Raw genomic sequence first — 16,824 nt, 5'->3', positions numbered from 1 at the left:
GTCGTTCGTATCCTTTAAAGGGAAGAGGAGGATGCAACGTGACGCTAAGACTTAATAATGTTACAAAAAGGTTTGGATCGCATGTCGCGGTCAATCATTTATCAATCGAAATACCAGAAAAACAAATATTTGGTTTTCTCGGGGCGAATGGTGCAGGTAAAACGACGACTTTTAGAATGATACTTGGATTATTACAAGAAACAGAAGGTACGATTTCCTGGAATGATGGGGAAATTGGCTATGATCAAAGTCATCTAATTGGCTACTTGCCGGAGGAGAGAGGACTTTATCCTAAAATGAAGGTTCGTGACCAGCTTGTCTACTTAGCAAAGCTTCGTGGCATGAGTAAGACAGATTCACTGAAGGAGTTAGATTATTGGCTGGAGCGTTTTAAAGTTCCTGACTACAAGACGAAAAAAGTGGAGGAGCTTTCCAAAGGTAATCAGCAAAAAATACAGTTCATATCTGCCGTATTACATAAACCGAAGCTGTTAATCCTGGATGAACCTTTTTCAGGTCTTGATCCTGTCAATGTTGAAATGCTGAAAGAAGCGGTGGTGGATTTGAAAGAATCAGGCATGTCTATTGTATTTTCGTCTCACAGGATGGAACATGTAGAAGAGTTGTGCGAAAATTTATGTATTCTTCATCATGGATCTCCTGTTGTCCACGGACATTTAAAAGATATTAAGCGTTCCTTTGGAAAGAAAAATGTTCGTGTAAAAGCAGATTTTGATGTGCAATTTTTGAAGGATATTCCTGGTGTAACCAAATATAAAGCATTTGGAGAAGGCTGTGAATTACAAGTGGAAAGTGAAGAAGTATCCCAAAAGATTTTCAAGGAATTAAATGGGCGTGGTTTTGTCCGTACGTTTAATTTGGAAGAACCTTCTTTAAACGATATTTTTATCGAGAAAGTAGGTGCCTCTTATGTATAAGTTTTTCATCATGGTAGGTCACACGTTTACGAATCGAGTGAAGACAAAATCATTTCTAATTACAACACTTGTAACGTTAGCACTGATCGTAGCTGTAACAAATATTCAAACGATCATTGGTACATTCAGCGGCGAGGATGAGACAGATCGTGTGGCTGTTATAACTGATAATGAAGAATGGTTCCAGACCCTTGAAGGAACGGCAGCAATTAATAATTCTTTTGAAATAGAAATGTATGACAAGTCTTTAGATGAAGCGAAAGAAGCGGTGGAGGAAGGTACATATCAATCCGTAGTTGAAATTACTACGGGTGAGAGCAATCTGCCAGAAGCCACTTATTATGCCAATCAAATTGCTTCAGCTGGACATAGTGATCAAATTAAGCAAGCTTTGCAGCAAATTAAAGTTGGGATTGCTACAGAGGAGGCTGGTGTGGATCAAGCGACATTACAGCAAATATCATCACCTGTAGCATTTGAAACCGTATCATTGGAGGAAAGCGCAAAATCTGAAGAAGAACTAGCACAGACACGTGGATTAGTCTATGTCATGCTCTTCCTGCTCTATATGTCTGTCATTATGTATGGCAGTATGATCGCAACTGAGGTTGCTACAGAAAAATCGAGTAGGGTAATGGAAATCTTAATCTCAAGTGTGTCACCTGTATCACAAATGTTTGCTAAAATTATCGGCATTGCCTTGGTCGGGATGTTGCAGTTTTGTTTAATCCTGATAGTCGGCTATTTTGGTGTTACCCAAAATGGTGGAGAAGGATCAATGATGGCAGCGTTTGGATTAACTAATATTCAAGGTTCGATCATCGCCTATGCAGTTTTATTCTTTATCCTTGGTTATTTGCTTTATGCGACGCTTGCAGCAACACTTGGGTCGCTCGTTAGTCGTTTGGAGGATGCCCAGCAGATGATTGCACCGATGATTTATTTAATCTTAGCGGCCTTCTTTATTTCTGTATTTGGATTGAACGCTCCTGAGTCCACCTTTGTGACAGTTTCGTCCTACTTTCCATTCTTTTCACCACTCATCATGTTTTTGCGTGTGGGCATGTTAGATATTCCGGTTTGGGAAGTCATTCTTTCCGTTGGGGTTCTAGTCGCTTCTATCGCCATTCTTGCATGGTTTGGTGCTCGTATCTATAGCGGTGGTGTCCTGCTTTACGGGAAATCATCATCGTTTAAAGATATTAAAAAAGCAATGCAGTTATCGAAAAAAGAAAAGTGATTGATAAACAGAAGTTTTCATCCCTCCAAAGGGGTGAAGACTTTTTGTATCGAAAGGTATTCTGGGAATACCCACTATTGCATCTTTAAAACAAAGATGAACTGCTTTGAAAAAAGATGAACTGTTTGTATGTAGATATAGGATAAAGAATGATTTATAAAGTTTTGGTCAAAAAATTTTACTGTGGTAATTCAGGATTTTTTCTTGTTCCGCAATACGATCGGGCCATTTTGTTTAATAAGCGATTGCATAAAGGTTGTGAATTTTAAAAAATTGGTATTATGTTTAAGAGCAGTTATGATTTCAGTAGAGCTTGGTATAATTTATAAATAGGTCCTCATAAATGAAATTCTACGTTGTCTAATTGCAAATATACATTTAGGAAGGAGGAGCTAATGTCTAAAAGTTTGTTATATCTAATCATACCTTTTTCAATCTTTCTTTTAACTAGTTGCTCTAACGCGTCAACTAGTGAAGAAAGCCCAGTAGAGGCATCTTATTTTGAAACAGAAAATTACACAATGCTCGGTGAGGAAGGTAAAGTTGGATTTATATTAGGTCAAAATGAGGATTTAGTCGCCAATAACACAAAAAAGTATATGTGGCACTTATGGGGTAATGAGGAATTTGAAAATAAAGACTTTGAAGTTAAGGGGATTAACTTAGATAATAGTGATGAAAAAACTTTAGTTACTTCCCCAATAGCTGGGCCTAATAATGGGGCAGATGCCCACATTCCCTCAAATATGACCTTCCCATCAGAAGGGACTTGGGAACTGGATATTCTTGTTGGGGGAGAACTATTTTACAAAATGACTGTAGAGATATTGTAAATAAAGAGAGTAGCTTACTTAGTGAATAGTGAGCTATTTTTCACTTGCAAAATGAGCAATTAAGCGGAGCGAAATTATGTGTAGAAAAAACCTGAAGATATTCACTAAGATCTCCTTCTTTATAGCAATGGCTACGATTGTTGTTATCCCAACTCTCGTATACATATTGTCAATAACTTCGAATGAGAATGTGGAATCTATCTTTGGAGTCTTTGCATTACTTGTGTTTCTCGCTTCCTTGGCTGGCATTCCTATAAGTATCGTTTCAATGTTCAGCAAAGAAAATTTAGCTAAGAGAATTTTTGCTTTAATTATAAATTTATTGCCTATCAGCCTTGTTGTTTATGCTCTAATTATGGAATTTATAGATGAATTCCTCAGAACAGCACCTTAAACGAAATGAAAAACGGGAACATAAATAAAATGTCTAACAAAGTTGATTAGTTACATAACGTTTGCTCTTCGACAAACGGGAGCAAAAACAGAAGATCGTTATTAATATAATCTTGAAATCAAGTCTTCATGAAAAGGGGCGCAAATCTTGAATAAGACATGCGCTCCTTGTTTGTGAAAAGGCCATTTTGTTGAATAAATACAATCAGAAGAGAAATGGGGACTTTTAAGTAATGACTGAAATTAAAGAAATAGGATCTTTATGTTCTGTAGACGACAAAGGCTATTTAATAAACCAGTCTGATCCCAAAAAAATCAATAATAAATTTCAAGAAGTAATCCAAAGAATAAAGGAAAGCTGTCTTTCCGTTTTACCAAAGGAAATTCACAGCATTTATATAAGAGGATCTGTGCCAAGAGGGTTAGACATTGAAGGTGTATCTGATGTTGACATAATAATAGTAACCTATTCTAATCCTCAAGATATTGACCTTGATTGGGTGGAGGAGACTGAACAATTCATTGATCAGAAATTCCCTTTTATAAACGGTGTAGAATTAGGATTCTGCCCTTTAAGTGAGGTTGAGGAGTCAAAATATTGCTCCATGATTCCGTTTATTCTAAAAACCTATGGTATTTGTGTTTATGGTGAAAACCTAATAAGTAAGCTCCCTGATTATAAACCCGACAGCTCCTTGGCGAATGAACACCTCATTCATTTAACATCTCTGATTGATAAAGCCAAGCATGATTTAACGGGAAATGACGACATTGAGGACATTAAGGATTGCTGTTCATGGATCATGAGAATTATTGTGAGGGCTGGTCTTGCGCTTGTCATTGTTCAAGAACAGTCGTACACAAGGGATCTATTCCCAGCCTTTAAACTATTTTCGAAGCATTATCCTGAAAAAGAGCAAGAGATGAGAACAGCGCTTTGGTACGCAATCAACCCCTTATCAAATTCAGAAGAAATATTGGAATTATTGGATCACTTTGGAATTTGGATGAAGGAAGAAGCAGAGAATTGGCTTAAAGTTTATAACCCAAAAAGGGAAATACATCTACCGCTTTGATAATGTACTCACTGTTCATTTAAAGGGAGAAATAGCGCCAATATCGTATGTAAAGAGTCAATTTTTCTGAGCTAAAAGTACATTTTGTGTCCATCCAATTCAATTAACTTCGTAACATAGATCTTAAACTCAGGGTCATAATTTTGTACTTCTTGGTCAATGTGAACACGTCCTTTAATGCTTTGTGATGATTAAAACATGGTTCAATAATTGTGTCCACTTTTTATACTAACTCTATTAGTGAGCTTTATCTAATGCTCCGTAATAATCCAATCGATTTTTTACTTTAATGACTATTGGTGGAAAGTCATCCTTCATTAGTTCTAAATTTAATAACAAGCGTGACACACGTTTGTTTCCGTCGATGAAGGGATGAATCCCGACAAAAAAGGCATGTAACATTGATCCACGGCACTACGTTAATCAGTAAACAACAAATCCTTACGAAAACAGTCTTAGAAGGAGCAAAACGAACTATTAATTCAAATATTATAACATAATCCTTCCTGTGAAATCATCTTCTAATGACACGGGCTCCTCCAAACATTTTGATCTTTAGGAAAGTAAATCAATCAACTATTTGGATAAGTTGAAGGAATCAAATCAATTCGGAACAAATATCGTTCGGAGCTTAATACATAGGACGTGTATCGAACGTGCATTCGATTGTTTGTTTTGTTAAACTTAAGGAAAATAGACTGATGGAGGAGAAACATGCATACACTTCGCTTTATACATAGTGCCGACTTGCATCTCGATAGCCCGTTTAAAGGAAGAGGCAGGCTTCCGGAAGTGCTAAGAGAACAAATGCGTGCAAGCACTTTTGAAGCATTTGAGCGGTTAATTAAACAAGCGATACACCACCGTGTGGATTTTGTATTGATCGTTGGGGATTTATTTAATGAAGAAACGAGAAGCTTAAAAGCACAGGTGCAGCTTCGAGAAGGATTTAAACGTTTGGAAAAACATGATATTGCTGTGTTTATCAGCTATGGAAACCATGATTACATTCAGGGAATGCGTTATCCGATTACATATCCGAGTAATGTCCATAGCTTTGATCAAGAAACTGTCCAGGCACTGCCTTTCTACCAAGATAATATCCATCTTGCTAACATTTATGGGTTCAGCTATGTAAATCGTGAGGTGAAAGATAGAAAAGTAAAGGAATTCATTAAAGAGGGGACACCTGTCTATCACATTGGCATGCTTCATGGAAGCCTTGAAGCAAACAATGAGCATGATGTTTACGCCCCTTTTAAACTAGAAGAATTGCGTCACCAGCCTATGGATTATTGGGCGCTTGGACACATCCATAAACGTCAGCATTTATCACAGCATCCTCCTGTTGTATATCCGGGAAATATTCAAGGGCGATCCCGTAAGGAGCAAGGTATGAAGGGATGTTCGTTAGTGCAGCTCGAGGAAAATGATATCCAACATACCTTTATTCCGCTGCATAGCTTTGCATTTGAGGAAGTCTCCCTTCCTGTCGAGACTTTGGAGCGGCCTGAAGAGTTAGAGGCTATATTTGAACAAGCGAAAAAAGAAGTCCAAGCCGATTATCCAGTCATGTTGAGCGTGACTTTGTATGGAAGAAATGGAGCCTTGCAAAAGTGGAAGACAGAAGGAGTTCTGCAAGAGTGGGTGGATATGATCAACGAAGCCGAGGATTTAGAAAAATCATGGATTTGGATTGATGATATCACGGTTCACGATCGCCCCGCTTTTGACATGGAAGAGTTGAGTACGGGCCATCACTTTACTGGTGAATACATACGAAATGCTGAACAGCTCACCTCAGAAGAGTGGAGGAAGCATTTATCGCCTTTATATCAAAATCGACGAGCTGCAAAATACTTGGACCCATTAGTTGAATCAGATTATAAAGAAATTATAGAACGAGCCAAGCAGTTAGTTGTTGAACAGCTATTGTCCAAAGGGGAGCTGAATGAATGAGGATACAGGCCTTGCACATTTATGGTTTCGGAAAATGGCGGGACTTCTCTATTACATTACCAGCGGATGATTTTGTTTTCATTTCGGGCGATAATGAAGCAGGGAAATCAACGATCCAAACATTCATCTTATTTGTTTTATTTGGGCTGCCTCCCAAAAAAAGATTGCTTTACCAACCGAAGACAGGCGGACCTGTAGGTGGGATGCTCGTTATACAGACGGAGGATCATGGACAGGTAACGATTGAGCGGGTTCATGACCGAAATAATGGGGCGGCTGTCTGCCGGCTTGCTAGTGGTGAAGAACGGGATGAACAGTTTCTTAGGGAATTAACGGCTAATCTTACACAATCAGCCTATCAATCCATTTACAGTTTTAGCGCGGAGGATTTAACGGGGCTGCATGGCTTAACAGGTGAAGATTTAGGGGAGGTTCTGCTTAGTGTTGGTTTAACAGGCTCTGATCATATTTATCAAACGAACAAAAGACTTGAAAAGGAACTTGAGGAACGCTTTAAACCGAAAGGGAAAAAGCCAATCCTCAATCAACAACTCCATGCTTTGGAGGAAGTGGACAAGCAGCGGGCTGCTTCAGAAGCTGAAGTTCACCAATATCAACAAGTTATTGAAGAAAAACAGGACCTAGTTGAGAGGCTTGAAGAAGTGGAGCAGATCATTCAGCAGCAATGGTTAAAAAGCTCAAGCTATTCTCGACTTCAAAAGGTTCTGCCTCTCGTGCAAGAATATCACCAAGCTGTAAATACGACTTACCAAGAGCCTGTTTGCACTTTCCCTGAACATGGGGAAGAGAGGCTGCATAGACTACAAGAATCCTTATTGCCCTTAGAAAGTGAACAACGGCTGTTACTGGCTAAACGTAAAGAGAAACAGCAGCGCAAAGACCAATTACAAGCCGAGTCCTCACCATCACTTGGTGCAGCAATAACGATTTTAGGCAAAAAATCAGTCTATGAGCAGGCTGATCAGGACGCCCAGCGCTTATACGACAGGATCAAAAGGATAAAGGAACAAGTAGGTTCGGAATTAGGTGAACTACATATTGACGAGCATGAACTCCGTGAATATGATCTTCCTTTTTATATTGAAGAAACATGGCGAAATTTAAAAAACGAGGCACAGGTTATTGATGGAGAAGAAGGAAGAGTCCTTGCAGACGAACATTCTTTAACAGTACAGAAAAAGCGGCTTGAAGAGCAGATGGAGGAACTGAGACGCAGACGACCTAGTGAAGAAGAAGTGGCTCAGCACCAGAAGATCGTCAACTCATATGTACAAGCAGAGGCCCAGGATAATAGTTCGCAATTAAATCAGATAAAACAGATGATTAAAGAAAAGAAATCAGCAAGCAATCGATGGTTTCTCAGTTCTTTACTGTTCCTTATAATAAGTGGTTTCTCAGTTTTTTTTGCTTCAAGCTTAATCGTGCCTTTCGTTATCCTAGTTATTAGCGTTGGGATAGCAGCATCTGCCTATTTCATTAGACGAACAGCTAATGATTATAGTCAATTGCTTGGGAGCATAAAGCAAGACGTAAGGTCGAAAGAATTAAGTGAGTCGGACTATTTGCAAGCCAAACAGCTGATTGAACAGAATGACCGGGCTCGAGGCGAATATTCGTATATGAAGGATCGCTTAAGACAGTTGGAACATGAAGCACTGATGGTTAGTGAAAAGGGCCATAATCTCCAAGAACGTAAGAAACGTTTAGAAGCGCGCATTGTTGAACAAACAACGGTTTATCCATTCTTATCTTCACTGAAATCGCCACACTGGGAACAGCTTTACAACTTGTTAAAACAAGTTAAAGACAAGCAAAAAGAAGCGGATGATTTAGAGGTGGAACTAAAGGATGCACAACAAGTAAAGTTAGAAATACAAGGAACGTTAGAGGATTTTTATTTCACCCAAAATTGGGAAGCTGGCAGGCAACCAATATCAGAAAAATTTGCGGATTTAGCAGCCTGGGTAGAAAAACAACAAGCGATGACTGTTGAAATCGAACGGATCCAAGAAGAAATTGATCGTTATGAAGAGGAGCTGCTGCGTGTCAATGATCAAATCAGCCCACATCAAACAGAAAAATCGAACCTGTTGGAACGTGCTAACGCCAAAGATGTGGAGCAATTTTATGAACAGTCCATGCTCGTTGAACAAAAAAAAGAACGAGAGAAGCAAAAAGAACAATTAATTGTACAGATAAAAAGTGTGTTGAACCAACAAGATCAAGCTGACTTCGAAGTTTGGGAAAAGCCCAAAGATCCATCTGGACTTGCGTTTGAAATCGAGGAGATAGACAGGGAACTTCAATCGCTTGAGGATGAACAGAAATCATTACAAGAGCACATAGCTGAAAAAAAACACTACCTTGAATTTCTTGAAAGTTCTGAGCAACACTCAAAGCTCCTTCACCAACAATCTGTTGAACAAGCCGCATTCAATGAACAAGCAAAGGAGTGGGCAGTTTACCAGATCGCGTCCAAAGTATTAAAGTCTACAAAGGCACGTTATCAAGAAAAGTACCTTCCTGAAGTGATCAGGCTTGCTGAGAATTTCTTTGTTCGTTTAACGCTTGGGAAATATGATCGATTATTTATAGATCAGAATGCTGGCCATTTAGTAGTTCAGGACGAACAAGGTCATCTTTATACAACAAGCGAATTATCAAGAGGTACGGCTGATCAACTATATGTTGCACTCAGGCTGGCTTTGGGTGAATCGATGTCTGATACAATTCAAGCCCCGTTCATTGTGGACGATGCTTTTGTCAACTTTGATGAAACAAGGAGAAAGGTTATGATGGAGATCCTTCATTCATTATCGAACAAGAATCAGATGATTGTTTTTACGTATAGAAAGGATCTGGCTGAAGAGTGGAAAGGATATTTCCTTCCCTCTGGAAAAACTAAATCAAGGATTAGGTCGCAAATTGACAGTATTAATGATAAAATGTTTTCAGATTAGAAGATGACAAAGCAAATGGAGGGTTTTCCATTGCCAGAAAAGCACAAGCAAGACTGGACAAAATATGAAGAGACGATTGAACAATTTATACAGGTCATAGCAAAAAACATGAGTTTATATGGAGTGACACCTTCTATCGGCCGATTGTATGGTGTGCTTTATTTCGCAGAGGACCCTATGACGCTTGACGATATGCGGTCAGCTCTTGAGATGAGTAAGACCAGCATGTCTACAGGTGTACGAGCTTTATCTGACATGAAAATGGTGGAACCGTCGTTTAAAAAAGGCGTGCGAAAGGATTTATACAAATCTGAGGAAGACTGGTATAAATCCTTTACCTCACTTTTCGGAAGCAGATGGAGACATCATACGGAAACAAATATTGAGGAAGCCGATGAGGCGATTCAAGAACTATTAACGATTAGGGATCATACGGAAGATGAATCCCTTCAAGAGAAGATTGACAGTGACATTGAGCGTTTACAATATGCTCAAAATTATTATCGATGGCTGATGCGATTCATCTATGTCGTAGAATCCGGCGAAATTTTTGAGTATGTACCTAAGATTGATCAAAAAAACAATACATGACCCTTGACAGGAGAGTGCCGGAACAAATGACTCTTTTGTCAGCTTAATTGAACCAATATGAAGGACTGTTCCTGTCTCTTATCCTAAAGAAAAGTATTTTGGGTAAAGACGTATAATGGGAACAGTCTTTTTACTTAGAGGAGGAGATGCCAAAATGAAGAAAGGAATTGCTCATTACACATTAGGGGAAACCTTCGATCACTATCTGCTCATTAAATCAGCTGTTAAAGGAGTGGCTAGCAACAATAAGCCCTTTTTAACATTATTGTTAACTGATACGACAGGAGAGATTGATGCAAAACTTTGGGAGTCTACTCCTGAAGATGAATCACTATTTCAACAAGGGGAGCTTGTCAAGGTACAGGGGGAGGTAGGTCAGTTCCGCAACAAGCCGCAGCTGAAGATTCAAAGCATTAGACCTTCACAGCCTACGGATGGGGTTCAGGCGACAGATTTTATAGAAAAAGCACCTGTAAATAAAGAAGACTTAATGGAGCGTTTAACCGAAGCCATTTTTGATATGGAAAATCCCACCATTCAACGAATAACAAAGCATTTCCTGAAGCATTATCAAAAAGATTTGTTAAGTTATCCAGCCGCTGTTCGTAATCACCATGAGTATGTCTCTGGACTTGCTCACCACATTGTATCGATGTTAAATATTGCAAAAGAATTAACCATTCTTTATCCCGATATAAATAAGGATCTGCTGTATGCTGGAATTATCCTGCATGACTTAGGAAAAATTAAAGAGCTCTCAACAGCTACATCACCCAGTTACACCTTAGAGGGAAAACTGATTGGCCATATTCCACTCATGGTGGAAGAAATTCGGGCGGTAGCCGATGAACTGCAAATTAAAGGGGAAGAGGTCACGATTTTACAGCATATGATTTTATCCCATCATGGCAGGTCTGAATGGGGAAGTCCAAAGCCACCACTCGTGAGAGAAGCAGAATTGCTGCATCAAATTGACATGATGGATGCTGGATTGAATATGTTAAACCGGTCACTGCAAAAAGTAGGGCCGGGAGAATTTACAGAGAGAATTTATGCGATGGACCAACGTTCATTTTACAAGCCGACGTTTGAGGACTAAGTATAGATCATAGGGGATAGAAGAATGAAGTGGAGAGATTGGGATAGGAATTTAAAAATTCGTCTATTTGGGGAAGGGACGATGAATGTATTGTTTTGGGCGTTCTTTCCCTTCATGACGATCTATTTTGAACGTTCATTTGGTAAGAATTCAGCCGGGTTGCTGCTCGTACTTTCACAAGTGTTTTCGGTAGCAGCGAGTTTAATAGGCGGATACTGTGCTGATCGATTTGGCAGAAAGAGAATGATGGTGTTTGCAGCTATAGGGGAAAGTGTATCGTTTATATTGTTTGCTGCGGCTAATTCCCCGTGGTTAAGCTCTCCATTGCTGACGTTTTTCTCGTTTAGTCTACTTGGAGTGTTTGGGGCATTGTATTGGCCTGCATCTCACGCTATGGTTGCTGATGTGGTTGCTGAGAAACATAGGGCAAGTGTCTTTGCCGTGTTCTATACGTCAATCAATATTGCTGTCGTTATTGGTCCGATTGTGGGGAGCTATATATTTTATACCCATCGGTTTGAAATGCTCCTCACTGGAGTGATTATAACAGCTATTCTTGCCGTTGTTTTAGCCTATTTCCTTGATGAAACGACTACCGTGAAGGAGCGTGTGAAGGAAAAAGGGAAGAAGTGGACGACAGTTTTATGGGAGGAGCTGAATGATTACAGGATTATTGCTAAAGATAGAACATTTTTGCTATTTATCATAGCCGGGGTACTTGTTTCGCAAACCTTCATGCAGCTTGACATTCTGATCGCCGTTTATACGAGCGAGGTTGTACAAGATCAGACGCTTGTTCATATTGGAGATTTCAAATGGACGATTTCAGGAGAACGGGCCTTTGGTTTAATCCTGGCAGAGAATGGCCTGCTTGTTGCTTTATTTACAGTCCTTGTTACAAGGTACATGAATCGGTTAAAAGAAAAGCGCGTATTCATTTCCTCGTGCCTTCTTTACGCTTTTGGCATGACCCTTTACGGTTTGACACAAAACGTTTGGGTGTTTATTTTGGCTATGGGTATTTTTACATTAGCTGAATTAATGGTCGTCGGGATTCAGGAGAGCTTTATTGCAAAGCTTGCACCTCTAGATATGAGGGGACAATATTTTTCTGCTGCTTCCTTAAGGTTTACTTTAGGACGTTTACTTGCACCGTTTTCTCTAGTAGCGACAAATTACTTTAGCTATCAAGTTGTTTTTACTGTGATCGGTCTGCTAGCCATTGGCGGTGCAGTTATCTATTCTTTGATGTTTGCCAAAATGGAAAGAGCGTCCTTGTCCAATTCTTAATCATATTTATGTGCATCCACTCATAAAATGATAATAAATGGGACAGGGAGGATATCACGATGATATTTGGTATTCCAATTTGGGTGCTCTTTTGCACTGTTTTCATATTTATCAGCGGATACATGGCGTTCCGTGCTATGAGAGCAGAACAAAAGATAGAGCAACAGTTTATCGAGCGTGAGGGACGAGTTTATTTGGCTAGAATGAATGAGGAAAAGGAAAAGCGAGGGAAAAAAGCGAGAGATGTGGTTTGAAAAAGCGTGAAAGAGAGGCAATTTCTTAAACTAGAAAGAAGCCAGGTGGTTCAAACCACCTGGCTTCTGTTCATTATTATTAAGAATTGCCTTCTTCAGAGTTGGTTTCTTCAGAAGAGCTATTTCCTTCTTCAGAATTGTTTCCTTCAGAGGAACCATTGCCCTCTCCAGAATTGCCACCTTCAGAGGAGCCATTTTCTCCTCCTTCAGAAGAACCTCCTCCTTGATTGGCAGGAGCTTCTGGTTGTTTAAACAAATCTTTATATTGTTCAATCTTCACATCGATTTCAGCTTCTTTCATAAGCTCATTCATTTTTGCTTGTAGTGTCTGCTGATCGATTTTTTGACTGACAAGTGTACGTTTAATTTCTTTTTTCGCTTCTTCATATGGCTTTACATCTTCAACTTTACGCTTGTCCGTTACTTTAATAATGTGGTAGCCAAACTGTGTTTGTACGGGATCGCTGATTTCTCCAACTTCTAAGTTGTAGGCAGCATCTTCGAATTTAGGCGCCATCTTACCGGGTCCGAAGTAGCCAAGTTTACCGCCTTGTTTCGCTGTGCCATCGCTAGAGTATTCACTAGCTAATGTTCCGAAGTCTTCGCCATCTTCAAGCTTTTGTTTCACTTCTTTTGCCGTTTCTTCATCGGCTACTAAAATATGACTTGCTTGTATTTCTGTTTTCATACGCTCATAGTATTGCTTCATCTCTTCTTCAGAAATATCTACCTCTTCAGCAGCTGCCTGCTCCTGTAGAAGGCTTAAACGAATGGTCTCTTTAAACTGTTCTTCATTCGCGAAACCGCTTTGTTGAAGGACCATTTCGAACTGGTCGCCGTACTGTTCCTTCAGTGCTTCTAACTCTTGATTCACTGCTTCATCAGATACTTCATAGTTAGCGGACAGCACTTCTCCCAGAACTAGTTGCTGCAGAACTGGTCCACCGTGTTTATTCTTAAGTTCTTCGTAAAATTCTTCTTTAGTCACTTCTCCGCCGCTTGTTTCAACAACCGCTTCTGATTCTCCAGAGGAACAAGCAGATAAAGTGAATACACTAGCTGCTAGTGCAGCAGTTATAGCTATTTTTTTCATATCACGTACACTCCTCAAACAATTTGTAATCTTTCTTTTGACGTAGAGGTTTTAACAGCCCATGAGTTAATATAACATATTTTGCCTCATCTATTCCACAGAAAGAGTAAAAAATCAGAAAAGGCTAGGTGCGGGCCCATTCAAATAAGATTTTAAACGCATAGGATATGATATGTCTCAAGGTTGGGGGTGAGTTTATGAGTTACGGATATGGTGGTGGATTTGCGTTAATCGTAGTTTTATTTATCTTGCTCATCATTGTAGGTGCAGCTTGGATGTAATTTAGCAATAAAAAACAGGCTATGTTTACGTTTAGGAACATAGCCTGTTTCCTTACATATGATTGATGACATCCACATATGAGGTGATCAATAGAATCGTTATAAGCACGTTAATAGTTCGAAATACTCGTGCTTGTTTTTCATTAGACATTTTAGTTTTCAAACATAAGGAATGAGTGAGAGAATTGAATACAAATAAGACGATTAGACCGTAAATAACAAATACAAATGCCAAAGTGAAGAACCTCCTTTATTCCCTATTAAACTACTTTATCAAAATTTCCTGAGGTTGAACAGAAGAAACCCTTAAAAGTGAGTGTTCAAAAAGTTGCCAAATTAGAAGTTGGAAGAAAGAAGGTCGAGGCGTCATAGCTTTGGGTATTAAGGAAATCTTCCCCGAATCGGCTTCGCACGAAGGAAAAATGTCCTTCTTTTCCAAGGAACGGACTTGCACAGGACGTGCACGGTTTTAGTAGAAGTTTCACTGCTGCTTATTGATACGTGAGTAGCACTTCAGAGAATATCCTTCCTCGCTGCCTTGCCCGAGGAATTTACTTCTTTGAATAGGCCCGTAGACGCAGGGGCACACGCTCTTCAAAAGCAAGCCAACGAAGAGATTCGCCTCTTATCATTTGGCGACTTTTTGAACAACCTCTAAAAAAGCGCCTGCTCTTATTTATAAGAGCGGCGCTTCACTTTTATTACAATTCCGGTCTTTGGATAAGAATGTCATACCCACTTTTTGAGTTGGAAATGACACAGCGGCGTGGTGCACGGGCAAATTGGTTTAAATAAAGAAAATCGGAAAACGAAAGGCCGATATTAACAGCTGCGAACAGAACCAAGTAAGCGAAGTAACCTGGAAAAATAAAGCTCATCATAAGGGCTGGCATTGTAATTAAGAATGTCGGAGCAAGTGCCATTATAATGGATGTTTGTTTTGAAAGTTTGGACGTACATTGATAGGTGAATGTCGGTGTGAATCTTTTCCTGAACTTAAAAGTCACCCGTACTCGTTTGTACAGCAATACTAAAGGTAATATGTGCATTAATCTATGCATAGCGGGCAGCAAGAATAAGATCATCATTAAAGGTACAAAGCCATGATCCTTCAGTTCATGCGTTCCATGAATGATTGAGAACGGAAGATAAATGATAAGAAAAGACATAAGTCCGGTTAATAGTGATAGTAAATTTATACGGTTTGGACCGAATTCTTTGTTGATATCGACTGTTTTCCAGCAATTCATCTAAGAATCCTCCTTTACAAAAGAAAGTACTGTGAATTTATCTAAAATATCGTTATGATTGGTTTACTGTAGTGGTTGAAAAGCGATTAGCACAAGACGTATGTTAGTATGTTTCTCGTGAAAAATCAATAGGTTTTTGAGGAAAAAAATATTAATTTTTTTTGCCTTTATAAAAGCCTACATTTACAGTAAAATAGCCTTGTTGTGAACGTCATAAGGAGGAAGAGGAAAGTGGAAAGATCGGACCCGTGCACGCGGCTTCATTTTCATCTGCAGTTATTGTTACAGGTGAAGGAGATGAAACAATATCCCTTTACAAATATGGTGATTCAACATGGCCTGACTGAGGAAGAATATTGGCAGACCATACGATTATTTGAGGAGCTTGAGGATACATACGAACAGGATCTTGAGAACGGATTGGTTGATCACTCCTCATTGCTTATCCACTTTGCGGGGATGCTTTCTTACAAAATGCCCGTTGAGAGAACAATTATAGCTATGTATGAAGAAAATATTTACCCATCACTTACAAATAAGTTATTGCAGTTGTTAAAAATATAAAGAAGCCCTTTCCTTAGCAAACTTAGAAAGGGCTTCTTTTTATTGTATTAGGAGGATTTGGACCGTTGTTTGGATGTTCGATCTGAGATGCTTGATTCCATTGGGCTTCTTGGTCTCGATATTTTCAAGGGAACGTTCAAGGATGCCCATGTATTTATCCCCATAGATCTCTCTGATCAATGCAGATAAATCAAGAAATTCCGGAGCTTACCATACATTTCGGTCATAGGTAATGATCCACGTAATACTGAATTATTTTCAGGATTATATTTCTTTAGAGTATCTTCAAGCAAATTCCCCCCCCTCATTGGATAGTTCAATATATGTACTACGCTTATCATTCTCACGCTTCGAGGAGTCAAATTCTTACCATAATCAAATATCTTCCTTCCTAAACAAAAATAAAACCTATACTAAGTCGTTCACTTAGCATAGGTTGGGTTACCTTGAGCTATTTGGTTGGATTTCTTTAAATGCCTCAGATATGAGTCTATGAAAACGAATCATATCATCCACTCTTTTCTGCAATTGAGCGACTTCATAAGGCCGTTCCTTTTCATCTGAATCCGCTTCCATTTGGTTGTCGAGTGATTGAAGTGTAACCATCTGCTCATGACTCGCTGTAAGCCACTTCTTAATATAAGTATTCATAAACTTACTATATAAATTTTCATCTGCTTTATATAGATCTTTTCTAAACCCCTTCTTCCAGACGCGTTCAACTAATCCTTGGTCAGCTAAATTGCGGACACCTGTACTCATAGAAGTTTTACTCTTGCCGAGCGCTTCGCTCATTTCATCTAAGGTCATGGGTGTACGATGGATATAAAGGGTAACAAATAAGCGAGCATCCCCTGGTGATAGCCCAAACATTTCTAGTGTTTTAGAGAACTCCTGGATCACCTTGGTATTCAAGTGTTCAAGTGTTTGACGATCATAAAGCTCCATAAGATCTCTCCTCCGCTCAAGTAGGGTCAACAAC

General features: G+C 39.2%; 17 protein-coding genes. 12 read left to right on the top strand and 5 right to left on the bottom strand.

What is annotated here, in order from left to right:
- Nucleotides 1–38 precede the first annotated feature (38 nt).
- From MUO15_RS06970 to MUO15_RS06955, 4 genes are all read left to right on the top strand, one after another.
- On the top strand, nt 39–938 hold the full coding sequence (locus tag MUO15_RS06970) for an ABC transporter ATP-binding protein (protein WP_245034693.1): 900 nt from the start codon (nt 39–41) through the stop codon (nt 936–938).
- On the top strand, nt 931–2,178 hold the full coding sequence (locus MUO15_RS06965) for an ABC transporter permease (protein WP_245034691.1): 1,248 nt from the start codon (nt 931–933) through the stop codon (nt 2,176–2,178). Before MUO15_RS06970 ends, MUO15_RS06965 begins: the two co-directional genes overlap by 8 nt.
- 395 nt (nt 2,179–2,573) lie before the next feature.
- Nucleotides 2,574–3,011: a DUF4871 domain-containing protein gene (locus tag MUO15_RS06960; protein WP_245034689.1), complete on the top strand. Its 438-nt coding sequence runs from the start codon at nt 2,574–2,576 to the stop codon at nt 3,009–3,011.
- A gap of 626 nt (nt 3,012–3,637) precedes the next feature.
- The gene (locus MUO15_RS06955; RefSeq protein ID WP_245034687.1) at nt 3,638–4,480 is read left to right on the top strand and encodes a nucleotidyltransferase domain-containing protein; all 843 of its coding nucleotides are present in this window, start codon (nt 3,638–3,640) and stop codon (nt 4,478–4,480) included.
- Nucleotides 4,481–4,717: 237 nt separating this feature from the next.
- On the opposite strand, the gene MUO15_RS06950 is transcribed toward MUO15_RS06955, so the two are convergent.
- Entirely contained in the window at nt 4,718–4,882 is a 165-nt protein-coding gene (locus tag MUO15_RS06950; RefSeq protein ID WP_245034685.1) for a Fic family protein, read from the bottom strand.
- Between the two features lie 312 nt (nt 4,883–5,194).
- Here MUO15_RS06950 and MUO15_RS06945 point away from each other — a divergent pair, with 312 nt between their 5' ends.
- The 6 genes from MUO15_RS06945 (at nt 5,195) to MUO15_RS06920 (ending at nt 12,654) form a co-directional block, all read left to right on the top strand.
- Nucleotides 5,195–6,439: a metallophosphoesterase family protein gene (locus MUO15_RS06945; protein WP_245034683.1), complete on the top strand. Its 1,245-nt coding sequence runs from the start codon at nt 5,195–5,197 to the stop codon at nt 6,437–6,439.
- Nucleotides 6,436–9,420: an ATP-binding protein gene (locus MUO15_RS06940; RefSeq protein ID WP_245034681.1), complete on the top strand. Its 2,985-nt coding sequence runs from the start codon at nt 6,436–6,438 to the stop codon at nt 9,418–9,420. Before MUO15_RS06945 ends, MUO15_RS06940 begins: the two co-directional genes overlap by 4 nt.
- A gap of 30 nt (nt 9,421–9,450) precedes the next feature.
- A complete protein-coding gene (locus MUO15_RS06935; protein WP_245034679.1) occupies nt 9,451–10,011 on the top strand; it encodes a GbsR/MarR family transcriptional regulator in 561 nt (186 codons plus the stop codon).
- Nucleotides 10,012–10,165: 154 nt separating this feature from the next.
- Nucleotides 10,166–11,110: a 3'-5' exoribonuclease YhaM gene (yhaM, locus tag MUO15_RS06930; protein WP_245034677.1), complete on the top strand. Its 945-nt coding sequence runs from the start codon at nt 10,166–10,168 to the stop codon at nt 11,108–11,110.
- Nucleotides 11,111–11,134: 24 nt separating this feature from the next.
- The gene (locus tag MUO15_RS06925) at nt 11,135–12,400 is read left to right on the top strand and encodes an MDR family MFS transporter (protein ID WP_245034675.1); all 1,266 of its coding nucleotides are present in this window, start codon (nt 11,135–11,137) and stop codon (nt 12,398–12,400) included.
- A gap of 59 nt (nt 12,401–12,459) precedes the next feature.
- On the top strand, nt 12,460–12,654 hold the full coding sequence (locus MUO15_RS06920; protein WP_245034673.1) for a sporulation YhaL family protein: 195 nt from the start codon (nt 12,460–12,462) through the stop codon (nt 12,652–12,654).
- A 79-nt stretch (nt 12,655–12,733) separates the two neighbouring features.
- Here MUO15_RS06920 and MUO15_RS06915 read toward each other — a convergent pair whose 3' ends face one another.
- Nucleotides 12,734–13,747 carry a peptidylprolyl isomerase gene (locus MUO15_RS06915; RefSeq protein WP_245034671.1) on the bottom strand — a complete coding sequence of 338 codons (1,014 nt, stop codon included), beginning with the start codon at nt 13,745–13,747 and terminating at the stop codon, nt 12,734–12,736.
- Between the two features lie 197 nt (nt 13,748–13,944).
- Between MUO15_RS06915 and MUO15_RS06910 the strand changes: the two genes are divergently transcribed.
- On the top strand, nt 13,945–14,028 hold the full coding sequence (locus MUO15_RS06910; RefSeq protein ID WP_079529326.1) for a YjcZ family sporulation protein: 84 nt from the start codon (nt 13,945–13,947) through the stop codon (nt 14,026–14,028).
- A 52-nt stretch (nt 14,029–14,080) separates the two neighbouring features.
- Here the strand turns inward: MUO15_RS06910 and MUO15_RS06905 are convergent, their stop codons facing one another.
- Together MUO15_RS06905 and MUO15_RS06900 are read right to left on the bottom strand one after the other, a co-directional pair.
- Nucleotides 14,081–14,263, bottom strand: coding sequence for a hypothetical protein (locus MUO15_RS06905; protein ID WP_245034669.1), 183 nt, complete (start codon nt 14,261–14,263; stop codon nt 14,081–14,083).
- A gap of 466 nt (nt 14,264–14,729) precedes the next feature.
- A complete protein-coding gene (locus MUO15_RS06900; protein ID WP_245034667.1) occupies nt 14,730–15,278 on the bottom strand; it encodes a DUF3267 domain-containing protein in 549 nt (182 codons plus the stop codon).
- Between the two features lie 231 nt (nt 15,279–15,509).
- Between MUO15_RS06900 and MUO15_RS06895 the strand changes: the two genes are divergently transcribed.
- Nucleotides 15,510–15,842 carry a DUF1878 family protein gene (locus MUO15_RS06895; protein WP_245034665.1) on the top strand — a complete coding sequence of 111 codons (333 nt, stop codon included), beginning with the start codon at nt 15,510–15,512 and terminating at the stop codon, nt 15,840–15,842.
- A gap of 441 nt (nt 15,843–16,283) precedes the next feature.
- Here the strand turns inward: MUO15_RS06895 and MUO15_RS06890 are convergent, their stop codons facing one another.
- Entirely contained in the window at nt 16,284–16,790 is a 507-nt protein-coding gene (locus tag MUO15_RS06890) for a GbsR/MarR family transcriptional regulator (RefSeq protein WP_245034663.1), read from the bottom strand.
- Nucleotides 16,791–16,824: the final 34 nt, after the last annotated feature.

Source organism: Halobacillus amylolyticus, from assembly GCF_022921115.1.
Taxonomy (GTDB): domain Bacteria; phylum Bacillota; class Bacilli; order Bacillales; family Halobacillaceae; genus Halobacillus_A; species Halobacillus_A amylolyticus.
The sequence above is the reverse complement of the archived record's forward strand: the minus strand, read 5'-3'. Positions and strand labels throughout refer to the sequence as shown.